Origin of the sequence: Leptothoe sp. ISB3NOV94-8A, assembly GCF_043421595.1 — a bacterium.
GTDB classification, from domain to species: Bacteria; Cyanobacteriota; Cyanobacteriia; order Phormidesmidales; family Phormidesmidaceae; genus Leptothoe; species Leptothoe turfae.
The window spans coordinates 6,668,900-6,684,294 of the sequence record NZ_JAXSQW010000001.1 but is presented as its reverse complement, the minus strand read 5'-3'; the positions used below and the strand labels follow the sequence as shown (position 1 = coordinate 6,684,294).

12 protein-coding genes and 2 pseudogenes are annotated in these 15,395 nt (G+C 47.9%); 9 read left to right on the top strand and 5 right to left on the bottom strand.

Going from position 1 to position 15,395, the window contains the following annotated elements; translation table 11 throughout:
- Positions 1-16 precede the first annotated feature (16 nt).
- Both SPB21_RS28740 and argJ read left to right on the top strand, forming a co-directional pair.
- On the top strand, positions 17-553 hold the full coding sequence (locus SPB21_RS28740) for a hypothetical protein (protein WP_163664714.1): 537 nt from the start codon (positions 17-19) through the stop codon (positions 551-553).
- A gap of 92 nt (positions 554-645) precedes the next feature.
- The gene (argJ, locus tag SPB21_RS28735) at positions 646-1,998 is read left to right on the top strand and encodes a bifunctional ornithine acetyltransferase/N-acetylglutamate synthase (protein WP_163697659.1); all 1,353 of its coding nucleotides are present in this window, start codon (positions 646-648) and stop codon (positions 1,996-1,998) included.
- A 180-nt stretch (positions 1,999-2,178) separates the two neighbouring features.
- On the opposite strand, the gene SPB21_RS28730 is transcribed toward argJ, so the two are convergent.
- Positions 2,179-2,739 (bottom strand): tetratricopeptide repeat protein, encoded by a 561-nt coding sequence (locus SPB21_RS28730; RefSeq protein WP_499056978.1) that lies wholly within the window; start codon positions 2,737-2,739, stop codon positions 2,179-2,181.
- A 290-nt stretch (positions 2,740-3,029) separates the two neighbouring features.
- Here SPB21_RS28730 and SPB21_RS28725 point away from each other — a divergent pair, with 290 nt between their 5' ends.
- The 3 genes from SPB21_RS28725 to SPB21_RS28715 all read left to right on the top strand — a co-directional run bounded on the left by SPB21_RS28725 (position 3,030) and on the right by SPB21_RS28715 (position 6,037).
- Positions 3,030-3,470: a nuclear transport factor 2 family protein gene (locus SPB21_RS28725; RefSeq protein WP_163664709.1), complete on the top strand. Its 441-nt coding sequence runs from the start codon at positions 3,030-3,032 to the stop codon at positions 3,468-3,470.
- Between the two features lie 18 nt (positions 3,471-3,488).
- The gene (locus SPB21_RS28720) at positions 3,489-4,244 is read left to right on the top strand and encodes a hypothetical protein (protein WP_499868419.1); all 756 of its coding nucleotides are present in this window, start codon (positions 3,489-3,491) and stop codon (positions 4,242-4,244) included.
- Between the two features lie 626 nt (positions 4,245-4,870).
- A complete protein-coding gene (locus tag SPB21_RS28715) occupies positions 4,871-6,037 on the top strand; it encodes a pyridoxal phosphate-dependent aminotransferase (protein ID WP_499868758.1) in 1,167 nt (388 codons plus the stop codon).
- A gap of 732 nt (positions 6,038-6,769) precedes the next feature.
- Here SPB21_RS28715 and SPB21_RS28710 read toward each other — a convergent pair.
- The 3 genes and pseudogenes from SPB21_RS28710 to SPB21_RS28700 all read right to left on the bottom strand — a co-directional run.
- Positions 6,770-7,063 (bottom strand): annotated as a pseudogene (locus SPB21_RS28710) (hypothetical protein); the annotation flags it as partial.
- A gap of 14 nt (positions 7,064-7,077) precedes the next feature.
- The gene (locus tag SPB21_RS28705; RefSeq protein WP_163697666.1) at positions 7,078-7,944 is read right to left on the bottom strand and encodes a universal stress protein; all 867 of its coding nucleotides are present in this window, start codon (positions 7,942-7,944) and stop codon (positions 7,078-7,080) included.
- 142 nt (positions 7,945-8,086) lie between these two features.
- A complete protein-coding gene (locus tag SPB21_RS28700; protein WP_250564950.1) occupies positions 8,087-9,589 on the bottom strand; it encodes a SulP family inorganic anion transporter in 1,503 nt (500 codons plus the stop codon).
- A 397-nt stretch (positions 9,590-9,986) separates the two neighbouring features.
- Between SPB21_RS28700 and SPB21_RS28695 the strand changes: the two genes are divergently transcribed.
- The 4 genes and pseudogenes from SPB21_RS28695 to SPB21_RS28680 all read left to right on the top strand — a co-directional run bounded on the left by SPB21_RS28695 (position 9,987) and on the right by SPB21_RS28680 (position 13,444).
- Positions 9,987-10,805, top strand: coding sequence for a TlyA family RNA methyltransferase (locus tag SPB21_RS28695; protein WP_490795826.1), 819 nt, complete (start codon positions 9,987-9,989; stop codon positions 10,803-10,805).
- Positions 10,806-10,916: 111 nt separating this feature from the next.
- A pseudogene (locus SPB21_RS28690) lies at positions 10,917-11,140 on the top strand (Uma2 family endonuclease); the annotation flags it as partial.
- A 178-nt stretch (positions 11,141-11,318) separates the two neighbouring features.
- Positions 11,319-12,755 carry a sensor histidine kinase gene (locus SPB21_RS28685; protein WP_499868417.1) on the top strand — a complete coding sequence of 479 codons (1,437 nt, stop codon included), beginning with the start codon at positions 11,319-11,321 and terminating at the stop codon, positions 12,753-12,755.
- Entirely contained in the window at positions 12,752-13,444 is a 693-nt protein-coding gene (locus SPB21_RS28680) for a response regulator transcription factor (RefSeq protein WP_163697672.1), read from the top strand. Before SPB21_RS28685 ends, SPB21_RS28680 begins: the two co-directional genes overlap by 4 nt.
- A 96-nt stretch (positions 13,445-13,540) precedes the next feature.
- On the opposite strand, the gene SPB21_RS28675 is transcribed toward SPB21_RS28680, so the two are convergent.
- A complete protein-coding gene (locus SPB21_RS28675) occupies positions 13,541-15,349 on the bottom strand; it encodes an ABC transporter transmembrane domain-containing protein (protein ID WP_163664697.1) in 1,809 nt (602 codons plus the stop codon).
- Positions 15,350-15,395: the final 46 nt, after the last annotated feature.

Here is a 15,395-nt window from a genome sequence, read left to right as displayed (position 1 = left end):
AAAGAGAGAACCTTTTATGACTGATTATCCGGATCAGGTAAAAATCTTCCATCAAGCACTCTATCGCTTTCGAGGTGTCATGGAGGTGAATACGGGGTTAAAGCCCTTAAATAAGATTCCCCTGGAAGACTATGGGTTGCCAGGAAAAATGGGAGATTTACCCCATGCGCTGCTGCTCCGAACCCAAGGTGGTCTACCCAACGAAGCTTGGGCCAATACGGATGTTATTCTGTCTTATGACCGAGCTGGCTGGCTCACGTTAGAGTTTCTTGCCTGGTGGGTGAGAGAACAATCACGTAATGGTGAACAGATTCAAATGCGGCCCCAGGCTCTGTCACCATTGGTGGGTGAAGATATTCAGCTAGGGCAAACCCTCAAGTTTGTTATCGATCATTTTTGTTTGTTATCGAACAAAAATCCTGAAGATATGTTGGCATTGTTGGCTACCCATGGAAAGTCTCTTAATACTGCAATCAGCAACCACGTTGATATATTAGGAGATTTATTAGTAGAGGAACCCGTTGACCCAAACATCAGAGATCCAGAGCAATAGGTTCTAACTCTTTGATAGTGTTTCATCGCAGCTTAGGATAAGCTCAGATTGCGATCGCATTCATCAAAACAGCAGATACAGGGACAATAATCATGGGACAGGGTGAAACTCAGTGGCAGGTAGTGGCAGGTGGCGTGACTGCCCCAAAAGGATTTACTGCCGCCGGTATTAGTGCCGGCCTGAAGGCATCGGGTGCCCCTGATTTAGCCCTGATTGTTTCAGAGAATGATGCGATCGCAGCCGCAGTTTATACTCAATCCCACGTCAGAGCCGCCTGCGTAGATTACTGCCAACAACAATTAGACAGTCAGCCTTCAGCCCGCGCTATCTTCTGCAACTCAGGCCAGGCCAATGCCTGCACCGGTCAGCAAGGTTGGGAGGACGCCGTAACCATGGCCGAGGCAGCAGCCGAGGCTCTCAACACCAGCGCCGAGAAAGTACTGATCGCCTCAACAGGTGTCATTGGTCAACGCATCAAAATGGAGCCCCTGCTAGCCCATGTGCCAAAGTTAGTGGATCAACTTTCCGATCACGGAAACAATGCCGCTGCCCAAGCCATTGTGACCACAGATTTAGTCACTAAAACCTACGCCTTAGAAACCAAAATCAATGGCCGTCCGGTGAGGGTCGGCGGCATTGCCAAGGGCTCAGGCATGATCCATCCCAATATGGCAACCATGCTGTCCTTTATAACCTGTGATGCAACAGTTGCTCCTGGTCTCTGGCAAACCCTGTTAGCACGAGCAGTTGATCGGAGCTTTAACCAAATCACCGTCGATGGTGACACCAGTACCAACGATACCGTCATCGCCCTTGCCAATGGCCAATCCAAAACTCCAGCTATCACTCCAGGGCCAGATGCCGATCGGCTAGAAGCAATGCTGACAGAGCTATGCACCCATTTAGCCAAAAGCATTGCTCGCGATGGTGAGGGGGCCACATGTTTAATCGAAGTTCAAGTATCGGGCACTACTAGTGATCAAGACGCTCGACAAATTGCCCGTACCGTTGCCGGCTCCTCTTTGGTCAAATCAGCAATCTTTGGTCGTGACCCAAATTGGGGAAGAATAGCAGGGGCCGCTGGTCGAGCTGGTGTAACGTTAGATCAAAATCAATTGAAGATTAAACTAGGGGATTTTGTTCTGTTGAAGCAAGGCCAACCACAGGCATTTGATCATCCTGCAGCCCATGCCTACCTCAAACAATGCTCAGACCTCAGTTCGCAAGCACTGAAACAGCAAGACTTACATAGTCTAGATCAGGGGAATGATATGATCAGCACCGATGGTTTTCAGACCATTAAACGTCAGGAAATTACGGCTGAAGCCCTCGCCCATCCTGTACGCATTGAAATTAATGTCGGCAACGGAGCAGGCACTGGCAGCGCTTGGGGCTGTGACCTTAGCTACGACTACGTCAAGATCAATGCAGAGTACACGACGTAACTTTTCCAAAAATTCTCTCGTCAATTCCTTGTAACCTGAGTCATCACTTTAAAGACTTGTTATGGAATTGTGATAGCCCCTGATGATGCTTTTCCTATCATACTTCCATAGTCTCCTAAGTATTTAAAGCATGAACTAGCGTCTCAAACAACACCTCTAGTTCATCAGCCTGTAAATCTCTTAAGAGTAGTGCCGCGTCTGTAGCACCATTTCGTCACGGGCACTAATAGCCCAGCTGTTATGAGGATTTAACTTCAGAGAATGATTAAAGTCCTGTAAGGCCTCATCATAGTGACCCATCAATTTAAATGTAGTACCACGGGAAATCAACCACTGCCAACGTTTAGACTGATCGAATTTGACCAAATAACTAAAATCACTTACGGCGTTACCATAGTGACCCAAATCACGAAAAATAATCGCTCGATTAGCATAGGCCCATAAATTTTTAGGATCTAGATCAATCAACCGATCTAAATCAACTAAAGCTGCTCGAGTTTGTCCCAAATGCACATACGTTAAAGCACGATGCTTAAGCGCTTGCGGGTGATTAGGACTAAGGGCAAGCGCCCTCTCAAAATAACCTAGAGCTTCTTGATGAACCTGCCGTCTAGCTAATGCTAAACCTGCATCCACAAGTTGTTCAGGCGTTTGAATAGTAGACATCGCCACATCAGTTGTTACCCTGGAACGGCGATGAGCGCGGCGTCTGTTGGAGTTTTGATTAAAAGGCGGGAACATTCGAGGACATGCTCATCATGATCGATTAAACCTATTCTGGCAAAAACACCTAACTTCTTATATAAAAAAGTAAGAATACCCAGAAGATTTCAGGATAGCTTCAAGAAGATTAAAGTTCTTCCTAAGTAGCTAAACCCTAAATACAATAGGGCTTTCAAATACGCACAGCAATTTTGACAACAATCACTAATAGTTGTGACAACAGTCACAGTAGTGTATCAGGAAGATTTTTTTGAGCGATTAAACTTTTCTTATACTCACAGTTATCCAACTAATGTGAACAGATCAAGATGAATCAAGCCGTCCATAGCATTCAGTCTATCTATGAAGCCATTAACCATCGAGATGTTTCTCAAGCAGTAGCCTTGATCGATGACCAATGCTGTTACGAAGACCTGAACTTTTCAGCCACGTTTATGGGCAAAGCAGCAGTCCAAGGGTTATTTACTGAGTCATGCCAGGCCGTACCAGCGGATTTACAGTTTGTGATCGATGATATGGCCGGAGACGATTTAGCAGTTGGGGTCACCTGGCATGTCGAATTGGACGGGATCGCCTTCCCCAATGGGCGCGGTGTCAGCTTCTATCGCTTTTCCCCAAATAGTGGCAAACTCATTTTTGCCCGTGACTGCGTCGAACCAGCTCTAAAGCCTGGCAAAGCTGCGTTTGCTATTATCCGCTTGGTTACGCCTTTAGTGCGCTATTGGTTAGGACGTCAAAACGTTCATTGAGCCCTGACAAATTCGACTATGCCTTCTTCTTCATCCTCCCCTGAATCAACATTACCCACCTCGAAACAAGAATCAGTCAGTCTATGTAGACTATTGTGGGTAGCCACCATTGTGTATGTGGGTCTACTCCTGCTATCACCCCCCAACTGGTTACCCGGGGAACCCATCTGGGCTATTCAGCCAGATACTATCCAAGAAATTACTAACGAATCACTTAATTTCTTTTTTATTCTTCCACTTTTAAATCTTGCAGGTGTTAGTTACTTACAAGCGCCGATGGTCAATCCAGCTGCGCAAGGTTTTTTTAACCTGGCAGAAGCCTGGATCTTTATGTTTCTGCCTCTGATGATGATGGATGAGCGTAGTCAGCGCCTACCAAAATTAATGGTCTGGGGACTGGCAATGTTTTTCACCAATGTGTTTTTAATGCCTTATATGGCTCTACGCCTCCAGCAGCCAGTACCTGAGACTACACTCGAACCAACCAAAGGCATCCTTGCTCGCTTTTTCGGAGCATTAGGCCTAACAGTGGGTAATCTGGCCATTATCTGGTTTTGCCTTAACCGACCTGAATTAGGTGGCGCATTAAGTCGCTTTAGTTATTTGGGAGAGCAAATTACCCATAACCGAGTCACTCTGGCCTTTGTCGTAGATATAGCACTGTTTTGGGTATTTCAGAGCTGGCTGATGGGGGCTGTTATGCCTGTGGGGGGGCGGCTAAGAGGATTACGATTTATTCCATTCTGGGGCTTAGCAATCTGGTTATTGGTGTGATTGCCCCCCATGTCCAGAAAGGGACATGCCTCCATGCCTGGATATTCAGTGATTTCGCTCACCACTGAATAACTATCGATATCACTGGGAGTTATCACCTACGTCACCGGCATAGGCTAGTAATATCACAGGTTTTGAGCCACGAAATCACATCAAGGATGCCTTATCTGGGAGATTATTAAATCAATCCAATAAACGGATTTAATCCAAAATTGGAGTTCCTGAAAAGCGACACACAGTAATTACTGGCAATCTGCTGTACGCACTGTGCTCCTTGCATTGGGATCTTGCCTGGGCTAAGCCCTTGACAAATTCTCCTCACACTGTTTCCTTCACACAGATCAAGAACATTTGCTCTTCTAGTGATCCTAGGGGAGCTTTTTTTTAGACAAACACCTATCGTTTGGCGCACTTTATCGTTGGGTACCCATAGTTCACAACATCAGTTATTGCTGAAAGCTATCAATAGCAACCGCTGTGTGCGCAGCAAGTTCTTGAAGGTATTCAGCAGTTTGCTATAGGTCAGGATTCAAGCAAATCATAAAGATTTGCAATCTCCACTACAAATCGATCTAAGCTAATCAGAATAGGGTTTTGAAGCGAGGGTCAACAGCGTCCTAATGAGTATCAAGTTAGCTGCTAGAGTGCAGCAAGTCACACCTTCGATGACCTTGGCAATTTCTGCTAGGGCAAAAGCAATGAAGGCTGAAGGGCTGGATATTTGTAGCTTCAGCGCTGGTGAACCTGATTTTGATACTCCAGAGCATATACGTGAGGCAGCCAAACGTGCACTAGATGAGGGAAAGACACGTTATGGTCCCGCAGCTGGTGAGCCTCGTCTGAGAAGTGCGATCGCAACTAAACTACGCAACGAAAACAAGTTAGCTTACAACGCCGAAAATATCATCGTTACCAACGGCGGCAAACATTCTTTGTACGCACTGATGATGATCACCATTGAGGCGGGGGATGAAGTCTTAATCCCAGCGCCCTACTGGGTAAGCTATCCAGAAATAGTCAAACTGGCTGGCGGCACACCTGTGATTATGCCTACCACAGCGGAAAGCGGCTATAAAATCACCCCAAAACAGCTGCAACAGGCCATCACCCCCAAAACCAAATTTCTTATTTTCAACTCCCCATCTAACCCAACGGGAATGGTTTATAGCCCTGAAGAGGTTCGAGCCTTAGCCGACGTGGTGGTGGCTAATGATATCTGGGTAGTGGCCGACGAAATCTACGAAAAGATTCTCTATGATGGGGCTCAACACCTTAGTATTGGCGCGGTTAGCGAGGCTATGTTTAAACGCACCATTGTCAGTAACGGGTTTGCTAAAGCCTATGCCATGACAGGTTGGCGGCTCGGGTATTTGGCCGGTCCTGTGGAACTGATCAAGGCGGCCAATACGCTGCAAAGCCAAAGCACATCAAATGTGTGCACGTTTGCTCAGTATGGTGCGATCTCAGCCCTAGAATCCTCCCAGGATTGTGTCGAAACCATGCGTCAGGCTTTTGCGAAACGACGTACCGCCATTGTTAATTTAGTCAATTCAATTCCTGGGCTCAACTGCGTTATTCCGAATGGTGCATTTTATCTGTTCATCAATATCAGCAAAACCGGTTTGACGTCCCTAGATTTTTGTAACCGACTGCTGGATGAAAAATATGTTGCAGCTGTTCCAGGGGTTGCTTTTGGTGCCGACAGTGGCATTCGAGTCTCCTATGCCACTGACATGGCCACCATTGAGCAGGGTATGGAAAGACTCAATGTTTTTGTACAACAACTCACCTAAGCGATATAAAGCCCATATCTAGCCCAATATTGGGCTAGATATGGGCTTTATAGAGTAGAGAATGAACCTGGCCATATCCTCTGATATTGCTGGCACAACAGCAACTGTAAAACTGATGCTATGCCAATATCAATGGGCTGAGCCATCAAGAGATGATGGTAGTGTATACCTATAACAACGATTGGAGAACTCGCTAAAATAGCCTGCGTGCATCCAATAGGAGTAAATGTGCTTGGCAGATAAATATAGCTTGGCGCATATAGTCCACAACATCAGTTATTGCTGAAACCTATAACTAGCAACAGCTAAACTAGCAACAGCTATGTACACAGCAAACGGCTGAATGCATTCAGCCGTTTGCTATACCAAGCAGAAACCCTTTAGCCCTTGAGACAACAAATTGTTGTCAATCTCAAGCTTGCTATGAATGTTCTACATGAATGCCTGGGGCTTTCCCGGAGAATTGTTGTTGTTTTGCGTCAAGGCTTCATACTCGAATCACTAGAATTGTTGAAGTATGGCACGATAGCCTTGAATATAGAAGATTTTTCAAGCCTCTGAAGATTGTCGAAGGCATATCGGTCAATCTTGGCAGTTTTGCATATCTAAAAGGATTTATTTTGGAAATTCCGGACAAGAAAGAGTTTGGTGGTAAATCCATTCTTTAAAGTGTTTTTTGGTTGGGATAACTATTTTGGGGTGGTGCCAGGGAGCGGGGAATTGCGCCAATGCCTAATTTGCATCTCGTTTGTCCCGAAGGCCGTCACCAATAAAATTAAGGCTCAAAACCGTCAGAAAAGTTGCTGCTCCTGGAAAAATTGCCATGTGGGGAGCACTGTGGTGCCATTCTGGGGTCCCAGGGCAGGCCACAGCATCACCAAACAGATAAATCACCAGCAGGGACAGGGGTAGCTGAGGAAGGGATAGAAATAGATCGGTAAAGCGCATCAGGATTACACCGATCAGGCCACCGTAGAAACCTGCGATCGCACCAATCAATGGGCCAATACTTACCGCCATCGCCATCAATAAAACGAAACCTAACGGAATAAAAGCACCGGCACCTGAACACTTCTCAACAGTTGAACCGTGGTACTACCAATGACAAGATGGCGAATGCGGTTGTGGCCATAGGCACCCATTAATAACAGGCTAATTTTATTTTGTTCAATATAGCTACCAATTACTTTTTCAGGATCGCCACTGAGGAGTTGGGTCGTTGCCGTCAGCCCAGCCTGTTGCAACGTCTGTTGGGCATCCGCTAGCCCTTGTGATTTAGCAGCATCAGAGTCCGCCTTAGCCACCGTCAGCAGATGAATCTCAATATCCTTAAACCCTGCGGCGCTATCCACCAGGAAATTCAACACACGCTTACCCGTAGGGCTTCCGTCGTAGGCCAGCAGCAGTCGCTCAATTGGAGCAAAGGTTTGAGGTGTGACCAGGCAGGGCTTAGTGCTGCTGCGCACAATGCGATCAAGATTGGCCCCCAAATGCCCTGACGCAAACTCCGCCGCCTCACCCCGCTTGCCCAGCACCACCATGTCAGCCTCGGCCTCAAAGTCATGGAAGCAGTCCACCAAAAAACCAGTTGGGTTGATCAGCTCCACCTCTTTAAGACCTTCAGTCTTCAGCACCTCGTCGGCGTTTTGCAGAATTAACCGCGCTCGCTGGTTATTAAGTTTGGCCCTTTCATGCTCCAGGTTAACCAAATCGTTTAGCAGTTGATCCGATGCCCCCAGACCGATACTGCCGGTAAAATTGCCCGTAGAAACGACCTTTTGACTACGAATATCGGTGACAAAGAGCACCTTCGTCTGAGCCTGAAACTTGCGAGCAAACCAGGCACCATATCGATAGATGCTGTCCGCAAAAGCAGACCCATCGGAGCACAGAAGAATCGTTTTCATGCGTTGTATTTTCTTGAAAGGATGAAGTCTGGGAAAGCGCAGCGATGCTAGTAGTTTATCAGGATGCAATTTTACGGTGGAGGGCCATCCTATAGGGACATTCCCTGGAACGCCCTACAGGATTTTTTGGATTCTCTAAAATCTAAGTCCGCCCGCTGGTGACCAGTTCTTCATCAGTGGCGAGGCGGTTGAGCAGCGTGGCACTAGCTTTATTGAGGCCCTCCACAGTCACCTCCACACCTTTACGGCGAAACTTTTGCACGGTTTTATCCAGCACTTCCACAGCCCCTTGGTCCCACAGTTGGGCATCGCTAAGGTCAATGGTCACTTGTTCAACGGGTTCAGCAAAATTAAAGGATGCCGAAAACTCATCCCGAGACAGGAAGAAAATCTGTCCAGACACCTTGTAAGTACAGTGAGCCCCGTCTTCACTGAGCACCTTATCGACAAATACCAGCTTGGCAACTTTACGGGAGAAAAACACCGTACTCATGACAATGCCCGTCGCCACACCCAGGGCAAAGTTGCGGGTGACAATAATCATAACCATCGTGGTCAGCATGACGGCGACTTCACTGCGGGGAACACGGCGCATATTTGTAAACGAAGACCAGCGAAAGGTGCCGATGGAAACCATGATCATGACGGCCACCAGGGCAGCCATGGGCATCTGTCTCACCCAATCTTGTAAAAACAAAATGGCAATTAGCAAAAATACCCCAGCCGACAGGGTGGATAGACGGCCCCGGCCCCCGGACTGAACGTTGATCACTGACTGGCCAATCATGCCGCACCCAGCCATGCCACCAAAGAAGGCAGTGACCATATTGGCCACCCCCTGTCCTTTGGCTTCCTGATTTTTGTCGCTGGGGGTATCGGTGAAATCATCCACCAGCGAGGCGGTGAGAAAGGAGGCCAGCAATCCCACAATCGCCAGCGTCAGAGAGTAGGGCAGAATTATTTGCAGGGTTTCTAGGGTGAAGGGTACCTGGGGTAAAGCAAACCCAGGCGGTGCAGTGGGCAGTTCACCCATATCACCGACGGTGGGAACATCTAAACGGAGTGCGATCGCAGCAATGGTCATCACCGCCAGGGCGACTAGGGGTGAGGGCACCACCTTAGTAAAGCGGGGCAAAATATAGATGATCCCCAAGGACAGTAGGGTAAGCACATAGACCATGGACGGCACATCAGTCAGCTGGGGCAGCTGGGCTAAAAAGAGCAGCACAGCCAGGGCATTGATGTAGCCAATCATCACCGCTCTGGGCACAAATTTCATTTGACGGCCCAGTTTGAGCACCCCAAATATCACCTGAAAAATGCCGGTCAAAAAGGTAGCTGCCAGCAGGTATTGCAGCCCATGATCTTTAACCAGGTCCACCATCAACAGAGCCATGGCCCCAGTAGCCGCCGAGATAGAGGCTGGCCGGCCACCCAGGAAAGCCGTAATCACCGCAATCAGAAACGAGGCATACAGACCCACCTTCGGGTCTACCCCAGCAATGATGGAAAAGGAAATCGCCTCAGGAATCAGCGCCAGACCCACCAAGGCACCTGCTAAAAGGTCATCCTTTGGGTTGAGCAACCACTCCCGTTTAAGGGCGCGCAAATTTAGGGACCGAACGTTGAGATTCCGAGTATTCAAGGGAGCTCCTTATGCCTGAAAAACCTTGGTGAGTAGGACACCACCCACTCAATATCACCAGCCCGCAGCAGGCGAGACACGTAAAACGCTCAAACCCACGCAGCAGGTCAGAGTCTTTGTGAGAATTGCAGCAACCTGTTCAAAGACTAGAGCCAGTTGAAACGATATGGCAGGGGTCAGAAAACTACAACCTCATTTTTGGCACTCAGCTAGGACGACCAACGAAGAACACCACAGGTCATGAGTACATTTACTTAACATTTCTTTAGCTACTCCTATCTAAGGGCAATTTGGCAGCAGTGTCTAGGGGGCAACTAAAAAGAGCCGATGAAGACAGCTGTAAGCAAAATGGTAGGGTGGGCAATGCCTATCATTCTTGAACACCCATCGACCGGCAATGGCCAAACAACGCTTGGACGTATACCTAGTTGAGCAAGGACTGTGCGACTCACGCCAGCAGGCTCAGCGCTGTATTCGAGCAGGGGAGGTCAAGGTGAATGAGGCAGTGATTGATAAGCCGGGGACAACCATCAAGGATAATGCGGTGGTGGTGCTGAAGCAGAAGTCGCCCTATGTATCGCGGGGTGGTGAGAAGCTGGCGAAAGCGCTTAAGGAGTTTGGGGTGGAGGTGTGCGATCGCATTTGTCTGGACGGCGGCATCTCCACGGGCGGATTCACTGACTGCCTACTACAAAATGGAGCAAGGCAGGTCTACGGCATCGACGTGGGTTATGGCCAGGTCGCCTGGAAAATTCGCCAGGATCCACGAGTTGTGCTGCGAGAGCGCACCAACCTACGTCATCTCACACCTGAAGAATTATACAAAGACAACACCCAACGTCCCGACCTGGGGGTAATAGACGTGTCCTTCATTTCTCTCACCAAAGTTCTTCCCGCGTTTTGGGATCTGATGACAGGGGCAAGAGAATGTGTGTTGTTAGTAAAACCTCAATTTGAAGTCGGAAGAGAGAAAATTGGGAAAAAGGGTGTGGTAAGAGAGCCCAAAGATCACGCAGAAGCTATCTGGCAGGTATACGTGGCTGCGCAACGACTGGGATGGAAAGCGCAAGGTCTCACTTGGTCACCTATTCGTGGGCCAGCAGGCAATACTGAGTACTTGTTATGGCTGGTGGCGGACGCTGAAGATATGGGATTAAGCGAGGATGCGGCCCTAAAGGTGACTCAGACTGCATGCAATTCGTTCACCATTGACTAGAGTTACAATAGGCCCATACAGAAATCTGCCAAAGTTACTATGGTTGCTTGATTTGAGCAGCATCTAAGCATCGATGATTATCTGCGGCTGTATATTTCTAATATGAATACACGTGTAGAGGCGCGGAATCGCTTTTTTATCCGGATGTGATGGTTACCTGTGATCCACATGACCAGAAAACGGCCACATACCAATGATTTCCAAAACTGATCGTCGAGGTGTTGTCTAAATCAACAGAAGCATTTGACCGGGGAGACAAGTTTGCAACCTATCAAACTTTAGAGAGTTTGCAAGAATATGTATTGTTCAACCGTTACAACAACAGCTACGACACTTGCCATTTAGCATGAATGTTTTTTGAAACTTAGATGAAACTTTTTTCATTTAACACTAAATTAATTACAGTCAAAGGATTCGAGATTTAGGCCACTTCTCTTTTAAGATACGTCAGCTATCATAAGCGCGCCATTTAGATTAGGATCGGTGTTAAACAGTCTTAAGTAAGGCATTTTTATGGCCTGGCGCTGGCATAGACTTCTTTCTAGTGTGCGAACTCAGATTATTTTCTGGCTTGCAGCATTAATTTCTCTGTCAATTGTGATATCGATAGTCACCATTAGACAAATATTATCAGCACAGATGTTGGAGCGCATTCATCGCTCACTCGATCAAGAAATTGAAGAAATTCAACGCCTTGTTGATGGCAGAGATCCATTGACCGGACAACCCTTCGGAGACGATGTAGCGGCTATTTTTGACGTATTTTTGTCACGTAACGTCCCTGAAAATGATGAATACCTGATCGCTTTTCTGAATGGAGAATTGTACAAATCTAGCCCCATTGCATTACCAGAAAATCTACAAGAGAATGATGCATTGCTCAACTCTATTGCACAGCTAGAGAGCCCCCATCACAATCGAAACCTCGATACATCAGGCAACATCATTTATTCGGCTCATCCCATTCAACCTCCCGGCAACAATCGAGGTGTCTTTATTGTTGCCTACTCTCGCAAGAACTTGCAATCAGAAATTGATCAGGCTGTTTTAGTCGCTACTTGGGTGATTGGTATCGTCTTTTTAATCGCCCTTGTTTTAGCTTGGGGTGTCATTGGACGAGTGGTTTCACCACTAAAACTGTTGACTGAGACGGCCCGTTCTATCCACGATTTAGACCATACTCCCAAACATTCCATCCCTGTAAAAGGTCCCGATGAAATTTCTGAGCTGACCATAACCTTCAACAAGATGCTGGATAGGCTCCATGCCTCATTTGCCAGCCAGCGAGAGTTCATTAATGATGCCAGTCACGAATTTCAGACACCCATCACTGTGATTCGGGGCCATCTTGAAGTACTAGGTCAGTCTCTAGGTCAACATGACGACACCCTAGATTTGTTAAAGGATGAGCTCAACCGCATGAGTCGTCTGGTCGACGATCTATTATTACTAGCCCGCGCCGAGCGGTCTGACTTTTTGAACCTGGAGCTCATTGATGTTCATCGGCTGACTGAAGAATTGTTCGCTAAAGCTAAAGCCTTAGCAGCGCGCAACTGGCAGCTCACATCAAAAGCGTCGATTCGCATTGTGGGCGATCGCTATCGGATTATCCAGGCGGTCATGAATCTGCTGCAAAACGCAGCGGAGCATACCGATGAGATGGGCATGATTACCCTCAGCTCTAAACGAGTACCCACAGGGGTGTGTTTTACAGTCTGTGACACAGGCACAGGTATTTCACCTGAGCATCAAGAACGCGTCATGCAACGCTTTTCTCGTGTTGAAACCACTCGATCCAAGTCCAAAGGAGCTGGATTAGGACTCTCGATTGTTAAAGCCATTGCCGAAGCCCACGGTGGACATGTAGCTCTCTCTAGCAAACTGGGGCAGGGCTGCCAATTCAACATCATTTTCCCCTTAGACCCTCCTTACGAAGCTAAAACACCATGACCCGAATCTTGATTGCTGAAGATGAGCCCCGTATTGCAGCCTTTCTGGCAAAAGCACTACAGGCCCATGGATTTGTTACTCTGGTTGCCGAAACAGGTCAACAAGCCATTGACCTGGCTTGTGACAACCCAACTGAACTATTAATTTTGGATTTGGGTTTACCCGAAAAACGGGGAATTCAAGTAATTGAGGAGCTAAGAGGACGGGGAGCACAGTTTCCTATCATTGTGCTTACCGTTATTCAAGATGTGCAGGATAAAGTGACTGCGCTCGAAGCTGGAGCCGATGATTATGTAACCAAACCGTTTTCACCCCAGGAGTTAATTGCTCGTATTCGAGTGCAGTTACGCAATCAGCGGTTACCCGCCCCTTCTGAAATGCTAATCTTACGTGTAGGTCACCTGACGTTGGATTTACGTCAGCGCACCGCTCGATACCACAACAAAGCTGTTGAGCTATCGACGCGTGAGTTTACTCTTCTGGAAATGTTGGCACAACAACCTGATCGAGTTTGGAGTCGCCAAGAATTACTCAATCAGGTCTGGGGATATGATTATGATCCCGGCTCTAACATTGTTGATGTTTACGTAGGTCACCTGCGCCGCAAGCTGGGCAAGGGTCTTATTAAAACGGTACGGGGAGCGGGCTACCGATTACAATCGGACGCTAGCCATCCAACACCGTTCTAGGGTCAGCCACTCAAACTATGGCCATTGTGAGACACTGAACGTACGCCAGCGAACCTGTAACGCACGTTCACGGTTAATATCAGTCACTAGCTATTGTTATTCCAACAGCTCCCCCGTTTCCTGTAGCTGGTGCAAACGTTGATATAGACCGCCTTGGGTCAATAGCTCATCGTGACTGCCAACCTCACTAATGCTGCCCTGGTCTAGCACCACAATTTGGTCGGCCTCACGAACGGTGCTCAGCCGGTGGGCAATAATGATCAGCGTACGGGTCCCAAATAGCGATCGCATCGCCACCTGAATCGCCCGTTCCGACTCATAATCCAAACTAGACGTGGCCTCATCAAACACCAGCACATCAGGATCCATAATCAACGCCCGCGCAATCCCAATGCGCTGACGCTGACCACCAGAAAGCCTGACACCGCGTTCACCCACAGTGGTCAGATAGCCATGGGGCATCTGCTGGATGAACGCATGGGCCTGGGCAATTTTGCAAGCGGCCTGCACCTGCTCCACAGTGGCGTCCGGATTACCATAGAGGAGATTTTCCATCAGGGTACCGTTGAAAACGTCGACCTCCTGGTGAACAATCGCCAGCCGCCGTCGATAGCCGGTAATGTCCAAACGACGCAGGTCTTGACCATCCATTAAAATGGCCCCATTGTTGGGCTCAAAATAACGGAAGAGTAGCTTTACCAACGTCGATTTACCTGAGCCTGATCGACCAACTAATGCCACCGTCTGACGGGGTTGAATCAACAGCTCAATATTGTTGAGCACAGGCTTATCAGGTACATAACCAAAGGTGAGCTGATGAAAATGCACCTTGCCCGTAAACCGATAGTCAGGCACATCATCGGTCAGCTGACCTGCATCCATCCCCGGTGGCAGCGCAACAAACTCCTGAAACCGAGCCATAGCACCATACCGGCGGACAAACATTTCCGCCAGGTTACAGATAGGATCCACCTCGGCGTACGCCATACTGGACAGGGTAAGAATAGTCACAAAGTGCCCCAGGGAAATACTCCCCCGCATAGTGGCCCAAAGCGTTAGGGCGAGAACAGCAAAGGTACAAGTCTGCACAATAGTGCGCTGAAGGGCACTGAGCTTGACGTAACCCAAATGGATGCGGTAGTCGACCACCTTAAATTCTCGGTCCAAACGTTGCTGCTGACGTTTAAGCTCTCGACGTTCTGCTGCGAATGCCTTGACCGTTTTGATATTGGTGATAATCTCCGAGGTACGACTCTCGGTATTTTCTATGTATTTATCAATTTTCTCCTCTTGATAAGACAAGCCCACGAGCCGCGAGAAACTATAGCCAATAATCAATAAAAAGGAACACAGAACAACCAGAGCAATCGGCCAATCAATACAGGCAATCACCACAAAAATGCCTAACACCCGAAAAATCTTAGGAATAAACTGGCCAACAATTTCCGGGTAGGTCCATGTGTAATTAGCCAACCCCTTAGCCACTCGCGCAGCAATGCGGCCAGGGTTGTTTTCATCGTAAAATTCCAGCGGCAGCGTTAGAATTTTCTCTAGAGAGCGCTGTGACTTATCCCGTCGGGCACGCAAAGCCGTATCCCAATTAAACCAGGGGCCAATCCAGGGCTGAATTGGGGCACGACCAACGGAAAGTAGCCCCACCAACCCCAACAAAACCAGCAGAGAAAAGGTAGGGCTTATGGGTTGTTGCAACAACCGACCCATAATGGCAATAAAACGCTCTAACGGCCTATCAAGAGGCTGCTGAGAGAGAATATTGAGAATTTGGCCAATGGCATAGGGCACAAAGAGATCCAGAATTTCAAAGGCCCCCATAGCAGCGGCATTAAACGCTGTAATCAGCCAATATTGGCGGTAGTACTGAAGGATAGTGAATAGCTTACCCACGGGATGCCTCCTGATGTCATCCGCGAAATGATCTTGTATTACAAAC

Coding starts and splice junctions, on each gene's coding strand:
- SPB21_RS28725 (WP_163664709.1), top strand. CDS start 3,030: ATGAATCAAGCCGTCCATAGCATTCAGTCTATCTATGAAGCCATTAAC.
- SPB21_RS28730 (WP_499056978.1), bottom strand. CDS start 2,739: ATGTTCCCGCCTTTTAATCAAAACTCCAACAGACGCCGCGCTCATCGC.
- SPB21_RS28695 (WP_490795826.1), top strand. CDS start 9,987: ATGGCCAAACAACGCTTGGACGTATACCTAGTTGAGCAAGGACTGTGC.
- argJ (WP_163697659.1), top strand. CDS start 646: ATGGGACAGGGTGAAACTCAGTGGCAGGTAGTGGCAGGTGGCGTGACT.
- SPB21_RS28685 (WP_499868417.1), top strand. CDS start 11,319: ATGGCCTGGCGCTGGCATAGACTTCTTTCTAGTGTGCGAACTCAGATT.
- SPB21_RS28740 (WP_163664714.1), top strand. CDS start 17: ATGACTGATTATCCGGATCAGGTAAAAATCTTCCATCAAGCACTCTAT.
- SPB21_RS28680 (WP_163697672.1), top strand. CDS start 12,752: ATGACCCGAATCTTGATTGCTGAAGATGAGCCCCGTATTGCAGCCTTT.
- SPB21_RS28705 (WP_163697666.1), bottom strand. CDS start 7,944: ATGAAAACGATTCTTCTGTGCTCCGATGGGTCTGCTTTTGCGGACAGC.
- SPB21_RS28720 (WP_499868419.1), top strand. CDS start 3,489: ATGCCTTCTTCTTCATCCTCCCCTGAATCAACATTACCCACCTCGAAA.